This window comes from Streptomyces sp. S07_1.15, assembly GCF_020739505.1.
Classification (GTDB): Bacteria; Actinomycetota; Actinomycetes; order Streptomycetales; family Streptomycetaceae; genus Streptomyces; species Streptomyces xinghaiensis.
Map to the genome: position 1 here is coordinate 149,166 of NZ_JAJBZK010000001.1, position 9,257 is coordinate 158,422.

Annotated in this window: 12 protein-coding genes; 2 read left to right on the forward strand and 10 right to left on the reverse strand. The window is 72.1% G+C overall.

Annotated features, from left to right (window positions below; genetic code table 11):
- Nucleotides 1-14: 14 nt before the first annotated feature.
- From LIX60_RS00710 to LIX60_RS00750, 9 genes are read right to left on the reverse strand one after another with little or no spacing between them, the layout of a single operon-like run.
- A complete protein-coding gene (locus LIX60_RS00710; protein WP_227956706.1) occupies nt 15-272 on the reverse strand; it encodes a gas vesicle protein in 258 nt (85 codons plus the stop codon).
- The gene (locus LIX60_RS00715; RefSeq protein ID WP_227956707.1) at nt 262-1,221 is read right to left on the reverse strand and encodes a GvpL/GvpF family gas vesicle protein; all 960 of its coding nucleotides are present in this window, start codon (nt 1,219-1,221) and stop codon (nt 262-264) included. The genes LIX60_RS00710 and LIX60_RS00715 overlap by 11 nt, the downstream gene beginning before the upstream one ends.
- Complete coding sequence (locus LIX60_RS00720) at nt 1,218-1,595, reverse strand: gas vesicle protein (RefSeq protein ID WP_227956708.1); 378 nt, start codon at nt 1,593-1,595, stop codon at nt 1,218-1,220. Before LIX60_RS00720 ends, LIX60_RS00715 begins: the two co-directional genes overlap by 4 nt.
- Before the next feature lie 9 nt (nt 1,596-1,604).
- Nucleotides 1,605-2,651 carry an SRPBCC family protein gene (locus tag LIX60_RS00725; RefSeq protein WP_227956709.1) on the reverse strand — a complete coding sequence of 349 codons (1,047 nt, stop codon included), beginning with the start codon at nt 2,649-2,651 and terminating at the stop codon, nt 1,605-1,607.
- Between the two features lie 6 nt (nt 2,652-2,657).
- Nucleotides 2,658-3,494, reverse strand: coding sequence for a histone protein (locus LIX60_RS00730; protein WP_227956710.1), 837 nt, complete (start codon nt 3,492-3,494; stop codon nt 2,658-2,660).
- Nucleotides 3,494-3,763: a gas vesicle protein GvpG gene (locus tag LIX60_RS00735; RefSeq protein ID WP_227956711.1), complete on the reverse strand. Its 270-nt coding sequence runs from the start codon at nt 3,761-3,763 to the stop codon at nt 3,494-3,496. The genes LIX60_RS00730 and LIX60_RS00735 overlap by 1 nt, the downstream gene beginning before the upstream one ends.
- A 1-nt stretch (nt 3,764) precedes the next feature.
- Nucleotides 3,765-4,505, reverse strand: a complete 741-nt coding sequence (locus LIX60_RS00740) for a GvpL/GvpF family gas vesicle protein (protein WP_227956712.1) — start codon at nt 4,503-4,505, stop codon at nt 3,765-3,767.
- 3 nt (nt 4,506-4,508) lie between these two features.
- Entirely contained in the window at nt 4,509-4,994 is a 486-nt protein-coding gene (gvpJ, locus tag LIX60_RS00745) for a gas vesicle protein GvpJ (RefSeq protein ID WP_227956713.1), read from the reverse strand.
- Between the two features lie 13 nt (nt 4,995-5,007).
- The gene (locus LIX60_RS00750) at nt 5,008-5,349 is read right to left on the reverse strand and encodes a gas vesicle protein (RefSeq protein ID WP_227956714.1); all 342 of its coding nucleotides are present in this window, start codon (nt 5,347-5,349) and stop codon (nt 5,008-5,010) included.
- A 230-nt stretch (nt 5,350-5,579) separates the two neighbouring features.
- Between LIX60_RS00750 and LIX60_RS00755 the strand changes: the two genes are divergently transcribed.
- Nucleotides 5,580-7,793 (forward strand): catalase, encoded by a 2,214-nt coding sequence (locus LIX60_RS00755; protein WP_227956715.1) that lies wholly within the window; start codon nt 5,580-5,582, stop codon nt 7,791-7,793.
- 233 nt (nt 7,794-8,026) lie between these two features.
- Nucleotides 8,027-8,725 (forward strand): 1-acyl-sn-glycerol-3-phosphate acyltransferase, encoded by a 699-nt coding sequence (locus LIX60_RS00760; RefSeq protein WP_227956716.1) that lies wholly within the window; start codon nt 8,027-8,029, stop codon nt 8,723-8,725.
- A 165-nt stretch (nt 8,726-8,890) separates the two neighbouring features.
- Here LIX60_RS00760 and LIX60_RS00765 read toward each other — a convergent pair whose 3' ends face one another.
- Nucleotides 8,891-9,196: a type II toxin-antitoxin system Phd/YefM family antitoxin gene (locus tag LIX60_RS00765; RefSeq protein WP_227956717.1), complete on the reverse strand. Its 306-nt coding sequence runs from the start codon at nt 9,194-9,196 to the stop codon at nt 8,891-8,893.
- Nucleotides 9,197-9,257: the final 61 nt, after the last annotated feature.

A 9,257-nucleotide genomic window follows, 5' to 3' on the forward strand; every position in this document is an offset into this window, starting at 1 on the left:
CCGCCGGCCGCCGCTCACAGCGGTCCCTCGTCGGGCCACGGGGCGGGCATCCGCTCGCTGACCGAGGAGAGCAGCGCGTGCAGGGAGAGCCGGACCAGGGGCACCTCGGCGATGGCGATGACGATGTCGCCGCTGAGGACGACACCGGTCGCCAGCACCCGGTCCAGGAGGTCCACCAGGGGTACGCCGATCGGGCCGGCGGCTCCCTCGGGGCGTTCGTCCCAGGAGAGCGTGGTGGTCGCGGCCGTCCCGGCCGCCGTGTCAGCCGTCATCGTCGCCGTCCCCGGTGGCCGCGAAGGAGTAGGGCACCCAGGGCCCGGTGACCTCGATGTGCACGCCGTCGGTGCCGGGGTCCGCGCGCAGCCGCCGGAGGGTGGCGGCCACCGTCTCGTCGCGGTCCCGGTCCATGAGATAGGCGGCGTTCAGCAGGTGGGTGCGCGGGTCGCCGGCCGGCCGGACGTCGTGGACGCGCAGGCGCCGGGCCGCGGCCGAGATGCCGCGCAGGGCGGCGTCCACCTGCTCGGCCGCTCGCAGGGCGGCGTTCTGCCGCTCCTCCCGCGCACGGTGCCGGCCGCGGACCCGCGCCAGGTAGGCGCGGCCGGTGCCGGGGGCGGGGGTCCCCCGGTCCGGGGCCGTGCCGGTGTCCGCGGTGGTTCCCGGGTCCCGGGCGGCAGCGGTCCGGGGGGCGGACTCCGGGGCGGCGGGGAGCGGAGCGGCGCAGACCTTGACCCCCCACTCGACGCGTCCCGCGATCCGGTCGAACACGGCGTGCAGCCGCGGCTCCTTGGACCGCAGCGCCACGCGGACGCGTCCGTCCTCGCGGTAGAGGGTGGCGAGCGGAAAGGGGATCGCGGAGGCGTGGTCCGCCACCGCGGCCACCACGGCGTGGTGCGCCCGGGCGCAGAGCTCCAGCTCGCCGGGGTCGGACAGCCGCTTCCGCAGCGCCTCCTCCGAGAACGCGGCCGCCGGCACGTCCTGGACGACCGCCGTCAACGCGCCCACGGGGAGGGCCCGGAGGGGCCCTCCGCCGCGGTGGCCGGGGGTGGTGGCGAGGGCCGGGGCGGGATCGCCGCCCCGGCAGACCACGAAGACGCAGGTGAGCGTGGACCCGGCGGAGGCCGGCGGGGCGGCCGGGCCGGCCGGGGCTCCGGCGGGAACCACCCGGGTCTCGGGGGTGCCGCCGGCGGGAGCGGTGGCGGACGGGGACGGGATCGCGGTCATGCCCGGGCACGCTCCCTCTGTCCGGCGCCCCGCTCCTCCGGCTCCCCGGAGCCCTCTTCCAGTGCCGCGATCCGGTCCCGGAGTGCCTGGTTCTCCTCGGTGAGCCGGTCCTGCTGGGCACGCGTGGAGAGCGCGGGGTCCGTCTCCCACCAGTTGATGCCGGCTTTGCGGGCCGTGTCGACGGAGGAGACGAAGAGCCGGATGCGGATCGTCAGCAGTTCGATGTCGAGGAGGTCGATCTTGATGTCACCGGCGATCACGATGCCCTTGTCGAGGACGCGTTCGAGAATGTCGGCGAGATTGGCCGTGGTGGGGCCGTAGGTGCAACAGGCTCCGGAACCCGGTGCGTGCGGGGTCTCAATTGTCGTGGTCATGGTGCCCGCTCACTCCTCTTCCTCGTCCTCCGCTTCGTACTCCTCGTCTTCGTCCTCGTCCTCGTCCTCTCCTCCGTCCTCGTATTCGTCCTCCTCGTCCTCGTCCTCTTCGTCTTCGTCCTCCTCGTCTTCTTCTTCCTCGTCCTCCTCCTCGCCCTCTTCGCCCTCCTGCTCCTCCTCGCCCTCTTCGCCTTCCTGCTCCTCCTCCCCCTCCTCGCCCTCGCGTTCCTCCTCTTCCATCGCGTCCTCGTGGCTGCGGACCACCTCGCCGTCGCGGATCTCACCGCGCCAGCCCTCGGGCTCCTCCTCCGCGCCCAGCGTCACGTACCGCTGGAAGTGCTTGAGGTCGAGCCGCAGCCGGCGGCCCTGGGCCCGCCAGATGTTGGCGGTCTTCTCGAAGAAGCCGGAGGGGTAGTACTCCACGACGACCACGATGCGGGTCAGATTCGGCGCGAGTTCGTGGAAGGAGACGCATCCCCGGGTGGTGCCCTTGGCGCCCTCGGAGTTCCAGACGATGCGCTCGTCCGGGATCTGCTCGTCGATCGTCGCCTCCCAGCCGCGGGTCGACGGGCCCACCTTGGCCTTCCAGTCCGAGGTCGTCTCGTCCGACTTGGAGACGTGGCGTACGCCCTTCATGAAGTCGCTGAAGTCCTCGAACTGGCACCAGTAGTCGTAGCAGGTGCGCAGCGAGAGGCCGATGTCGAGGGTCTCGACGATATTCGTGACCTTGACGTCACCGGGCTTCTTCTTGCCCTTGCTCTCGCCGCCCCCGGCGCCGACCGCTTCCTTGGCCTTGCCCACGACGTTGTCCTTCACTCCCTTGGCCTTCTCGCCCATGAACGCTTTCGCCGGGGATTCCCCGCCCAGCACGCGGGCGCCGACCTTGGGCAGCGAGCCGCCGTTCTCGGCCGCGTCGGTGAGCCGTCCGGTGAGATCGGACAACCGGCCGCCGGCCGATTCCACCAACCGCTGCGACTTGGCGCCGAGGTAGTCACCGAATTCCTTACGGAGCCGGTCGACACCGGAGCCGTTCCCGTTCTGGTCCTTCTCGGGCATGATCCGCTACCTCCGACGGCCGGACCGGGCGGCCGACTTCTCCGCCGCGGCCTTGCGAGCAGGTGACTTCTTCGCTGCGGTCTTCTTCGCCGGAGCGCTCTTGTTGGCGGGAGCCCTTCTCGCCTGGGGCTTCTTCCGCGCCGGAGCCTTCTTCGCCGGGGCCTTCTTCCGGGCTCCCCCGCCGGCCTGCTTCTTGGCGGCCGGCTTCTCGGCGGTTTCCTTCTTCGGCTGTGCCTTCTTCCGCGCGGGCTTCTTCTCCGCGGGCTTCTTCTGCTCCGGCTTCCGGGCTTCCGGCTTCTTCCCCGCCCGCTTTCCGCCGGATTTGGGGGCCCGCCGCTTCTTCTCGGCCTGGGGCTCCTCTTCTTCTTCCTCTTCTTCCTCCTCCTCGGGCTCCTCTTCTTCTTCCTCTTCTTCCTCCTCCTCGGCTTCGGGGCCCTCTTCTTCTTCCTCCCCCTCGGGCTCCTCCTCTTCCTCCTCCGCCTCGGGGCCTTCCTCCTCCGGCTCCTCTTCCTCTTCGCCTTCCTCGGTGTCCTCCTGGAGGGCGCGGGTCCGCTCCTGGATGGCGTCCGCCAGCGAGTCGAGGCGGCGGTTGGCCGCGGCGGCGGCCGCCGCCTTGCCCGCGGACAGCAGTTCCCCGCGCACCTGCTCGCCCAGTGAACCGAGCTGCGGGGACGACGTCAGTTTGCGCACTCCGTCGGTGACGAGGCTCTGCGGGCTGATCCCCATTCCCCGGCCGACGAGGAGGGAGGCCAGCCCCAGGACGAGCTTCGCCTTCCGGGTGCGTCCCAGGAGGTAGCCCCCCACGACTCCCGCCGCCAGGGCGGATTTGGTGTTCTCGTTCATCAGCGGTGTCCCATTCCTCTTTCCGCTCCTACCACGGCAGTTCCGGATCGCCGTTCCAGCAGATCCAGCAGTCGTTCCTCCTCGCGCTCGAACTCCTCCATGCCGATCTCCCCGTTCTCCAGTGCCTGGTTGAGCACGACGAGTCGCGCGCGGACGGCCGCGGGATCGTGCAGTTCGTCCTCCGCGGCGTCCGTCATGCGGTTGGCGATCCACACGACGCCCCGCACGGGGGCCAGCGGCAGCAGGGCCAGCTCGGTCAGGAGCCCCATGTCAGGCCGACGCCGGTACGGAGGCGGGGTCGACGAAGCTGTAGCAGGGCAGCGGTCCGGTGAGCCGCAGTTCCACCGCGTCCCGGTGCTCGGCGGCCAGCCGCTCCACCGCCGCCCGGAACGGGGCCTCGTGGTCCCGGCCGACGAGGAAGGAGACGTTCCGCACGCACCCCTGGACCTCGGGGCCCTCGACGCGTTGTTCGGCCAGCGGGGCACAGGCGCGCAGCACCTGGTCGGTGGCGGTCTTCGCCCGGCGGGCGAGCCCCGCGGCCACCGACTCGCCCAGCCGGAGGCTGCCCTGGTAACTCGGGCGGCCGCGCACCTCGTCCCGGAGCCGCCGGACGCGCTCGTCCTCCCGCAGAAGGGCGGCCAGCCCGCCTTCCACCGGCGACGCCTTGAGGTTGAGTTCGCACCGGCCGTCGAGCCGGGTCAGCGCGGCGGACCGCTCCCGTTCACCGGCGGCGAGGTCCCGCAGCACGGTGTCCTCGTCGGGCGCCACCATGCCGAACCGCATCGGGAGCACGGGGCCGCCGGCGGCGAGATCGAGCAGCAGTTCCTGGTGCGCCATCAGATCCCGGCGCCGGGCACGGAGACCGGGCGGCGCCGGGCTGACGACGGCCGCGATCCCGCCGTGGCCGACCAGCCGCAGCGGCCCGGGCGGGTCGCCGACCCCCCTGCGCCCGGCCGGCAGGGCGCGTCCGGCCCGGACGACGCCATAGACGTACAGACCCGGTGCGCTCACGGTTCAGCCCTTCTTCGACGAGCGGGTACGGGTGGTGCCGCGGCTCGCCGTGGACTCGGTGCGCCGGCGGGAGGCGGTGCGTTTGCGCGGTGCGGGCCGCTCCTCCGCCTCCGTCTCCTCGTCCTCTTCGGAGTCGCCGCCGACCACGTCCCGCACCTTCTCGCCGAGCGCTCCGGCGGCCTTGCCCGCCTTCTTCCTGCCGACCGCGCCCGCCACACCGCCACCGCCGCCGAACAGCTCGGGGACGGTCCGGCTGCGGCTGTCGGACTCCAGATCGAGGCGGTTGCAGGCCTCGGCGAACCGCAGATAGGTGTCGACACTGGCCACCACGATGCGCGCGTCGATCTTGAGGATCTCGATGCCGACCAGGGAGACCCGGAGGAAGATGTCGATCACCATGCCGCGATCGAGGATCAGTTCGAGGGTGTCGTAGAGCGTGCCTGCGCGCGGCACGCACACCATGCCGTCGTTGTAGGTGGTCGTGGTCATGGGGGAGGTCCTCTCAGGGGTGGCCGGCGGGCCAGTCGTCCGACGCACCGCGCCGGAAGCGGCGGACCCTGCGGTACTGGAGCAGTTCTCCTGCCCGGTCGACGTCCACCTGGTAGGTGGCGAGCAAGCTGGTGGTGTCGGGGACGCGCTGGAGTTCCAGGACGTCGATGTCGACCCGCCAGCCGTCCTCGGTCCGGCACACCGCGGACACGCCTTCCGCCGGGTAACCGATCAGACCGGCCAGATCGCGGCACGCGTTCTGGGCCGCTTCCACCGGGCCGGTGCGGGACTCCCGTCGCGGCTCGGCCGCTTTCGTACCGGTACGCCGTGTACGTACCTTTTGCTCTGCTGCCATGCGCACCAGTGTGTTCACAGGGCGTGCGGGGCCGCACACGCTGATGGGCCGGACGGATCACCGGGGCCTCTCCCCGGGAGCGGCCGGCGTCTCCCGGCAGCCGGGGGTCACGGGACCGCACCCGGTGAACGGGCCGGATGCCCGAACCCCGTGGGGCGCCACGGTGTTTGGGGACACGCCCTCAGGTCACGCGCAAGACGTTGTCGTCATGAGGCACGGAGGAGCGAACGATGGAGCAGCGCCACCCCCTTCCCGGACGTCCCGGCAGTGAGCCGCCCCCGCTGGAGGAGCCCACCGAGCCCCGTGAACCGCTGCCGCCCAAGCACGACCAGAGCGGCCCGGAGACCGTCGGCCCCACCGGGCAGGCCACCGGCGCGGACCGTGCCGCGATGGCGCAGGGCGGCGCGTATCTCACCACCGCCCAGGGACTCCGGCTGCCGGACACCGACCACTCCCTGAAGGCCGGTCCGCGCGGTCCGGTGCTGCTGCGGGACCACCATCTGCGGGAGAAGATCACCCACTTCGACCACGAGCGCATCCCCGAGCGGGTCGTGCACGCCCGCGGCGCCGCCGCCCACGGGGTGTTCCGGGGGTACGGCACCGCGGCGGGCGTGACGAAGGCGGCCTTCCTGGCCAAGGACGCCGAGACGCCGGTCTTCGTCCGGTTCTCCACCGTGCTCGGCTCCCGGGGATCCGCGGACACCGTCCGGGACACCCGGGGCTTCGCCGTGAAGTTCTACACCGGCGAGGGCGTCTTCGACCTCGTCGGGAACAACATCCCGGTGTTCTTCATCCAGGACGCCATCAAGTTCCCCGACATCATCCACGCGGGCAAGCCGCATCCGGACCGGGAGATCCCGCAGGCGCAGAGCGCGCACGACACCTTCTGGGACTTCGTCTCGCTGCACACCGAGGCCACCCACCACACGCTCTGGAACATGTCGGACCGCGGCATCCCGCGCTCCTACCGGATGATGGAGGGCTTCGGCATCCACACCTTCCGGCTGGTCGACGCCTCGGGCGGCACCACCCTGGTGAAGTTCCACTGGAAGCCGAAGCTGGGAGCGCACTCCCTGGTCTGGGAGGAGGCGCAGATCGTGGGCGGGGCCGACCCCGACTTCCACCGGCGCGACCTCGCCGACGCGATCGAGGCCGGCGCCTTCCCGCAGTGGGAGCTCGGCATCCAGACCTTCCCCGACACCCCCGAGCAGACCTTCGCGGGCATCGACCTGCTGGACCCGACGAAGATCGTGCCGGAGGAGCTGGCACCGGTGCAGCCGATCGGGCTGATGACCCTGAACGCCAACCCCTCGAACTACTTCGCCGAGACGGAGCAGGTGGCCTTCCACCCGGGCCATCTGGTCCCGGGCATCGACGTCACCGACGACCCGCTGCTCGCCGGGCGGCTCTTCTCGTACCTCGACACCCAGATCTCCCGGCTGGGCGGCCCCAACTTCGCGCAGATCCCCGTCAACCGCCCGCACGCGCCGGTGAACGACATGCTGCGGGACGGGATGCACCAGACCGCCGTGCACCGCGGGGTGGCACCGTACCGGCCCAACTCCCTCGACGGCGGCTGCCCGTTCACCGCCGGAGCGGACGCGGGCGGATACACCGAGGTGCCGGTGGAGGTGCCGGCCGCGCCGCGTGGGCGGGAGGCACCGGCCTCCTTCGACGACCACTTCAGCCAGCCGCGGCAGTTCTGGCTGAGCCTCTCACCGGTCGAGCGCGAGCATGTGATCGCCGCGTACACCTTCGAGCTGAGCAAGTGCTACGAGAACGCGGTGAAGGAACGGGTCCTGCGCACCCTGGCCACTATCGACCCCCGGCTCTGCGAGGAGGTCGCGCACGGGCTCGGCCTGCCCGCCCCGGAACCGTCCGGGCCGCTGGCCGAGGTGGAGCCCTGCCCGGCGCTGTCCCAGGTCGGGCAGGAGTGGCCGGTCGCGGGGCGGGTCGTCGGCATCGTCACCGGGGAGAGCGGTGACCTGGACTCCGTGCGGGCCGTCCGGCAGGCGGTGTTCGACCGGGGCATGGTGCCGCTGGTCGTCGCTCCCCGGGGCGGCGTGCTGGAGGACGGGGCCGGGGAGCCGGTCACCGTCCAGCGCACGTTCGCCAACGCCCGTTCCGTCGAGTTCGACGCCCTGCTGCTGGCCGGAGCCCCCGCCGCGGGGGCGGACGCCCACGGAGCGCGGGACGCCAAGGCCGGGAACGGCGGCGCCGGCGCGCCGGTCGACCCGCGGGTGCTGCTGATGACCGCCGAGGCCTACCGGCACGCCAAGGCCGTCGGCGGCTGGGCGGACGCCGGGCGGGTCTGGGAGGCGGCGGGCATCGACCCGGGCGCGCACGGGGTGGTCGGCGGCGACAACGGCCGTGACGTCCTGGACGGCGTCGTCCGGCTGCTCGCCCGGCACCGGGTGTGGGACCGCTTCCCCGCCACGGTCTGAGCCGCGCCCTGCCCGGCTCCGCCGCCGTGTCCGCCCGTCCGGGGCGGGGACCGGGCGGGCCGGGCCGTCGGCACTTCTGACGTCCCGTGACCAGTGCCGAATGGACCCGGAAGGGGGCCGGTCAGAAGTGGTCACACGCGGCAACACCTGCCCATAAACTGATCCCCTTCCTTCCACCCTGGACCTCACGGGACGCAGCCCAGGGCCGATACGGTGCAGTCGGGAGCCGACCTGTGTTCTATTACGTGCTCAAGTACGTGCTTCTCGGGCCGTTGCTGCGGCTGACCTTCCGCCCCCGGATCCAGGGCCTGGAGCATGTGCCCGAGGACGGGGCCGCGATCGTCGCCGGCAACCACCTGTCCTTCTCGGACCACTTCCTGATGCCGGCCATCCTCCGCCGCCGTATCACCTTCCTCGCCAAGGCGGAGTACTTCACGGGTCCCGGGATCAAGGGCCGGCTGACGGCCGCCTTCTTCCGCAGCATCGGCCAGATCCCGGTGGACCGGTCGGGCCGGCAGGCCGGGCAGGCCGCGATCACCGAAGGGCTCAAGGTGCTGGGAAGCGGCGAGCTGCTCGGGATCTACCCGGAAGGGACGCGTTCGCACGACGGCCGGCTCTACAAGGGCCGCGTCGGGGTGGCCGTCATGGCGATCCGGGCGGGGGTTCCGGTGGTGCCGTGCGCCATGCAGGGAACGTTCGAGATCCAGCCGCCGGGGCGCCGGCTGCCGCGGCCCGGCCGGGTGACGATCCGCTTCGGCGAGCCGATGGACTTCTCCCGCTTCGCGGGCATGGAGGGCGAACGGGCGGTGCTGCGCGCCGTGACCGACGAGATCATGTACGAGATCATGAAGCTCTCCGGCCAGGAGTATGTCGACCTCTACGCGAACGAGGCCAAGGCGCAGCAGAAGGACCGGTCCGGCTCCCGCGACTGACCGCACCGGAAAACCCGGCGGTGCGGAGACTCCCCGCCCGCCGGGTGCGCGGCGCTGCGGGGCGCCGGCCCGTGCCGGTCCGGACACCCGTGGACAGCGGTCCGCGTACCCGGTCCTCCCCTCCCCCGGCGTCCCCATGCCCTCGGCCGGCGCCGGCGGCACCCGTCAATGACCGTGCCCGCCCGGCGGATTGCCCGGCTCCGCGCCGCGGTGCTCCGCCGCGATGCCGAACCGGCTCCGTTCGCCCGCAGCGGACGTGAGGCCGGGGCGGAGGGCCGACACCGTGCTGATCACCGGCTCCTCCGCAGCGGCCTCTTGCTGCTCCAGAAGCTGCAGGTCAGCGGCCGACACCAGAGCCACGAGCGGCTTGCCGTGACGCGTCACGACCACCCGTTCACCGCCGTAGACGACACGGTTGATCAACTCGGCCAGCTCCGCGCGGGCTTGCGTCACCGGAATCTCATAAGCCATGCTCCCCATCGTACGAGACGTACAGGACGTACATTTTCGCCGGAACGGCGATCACACAACG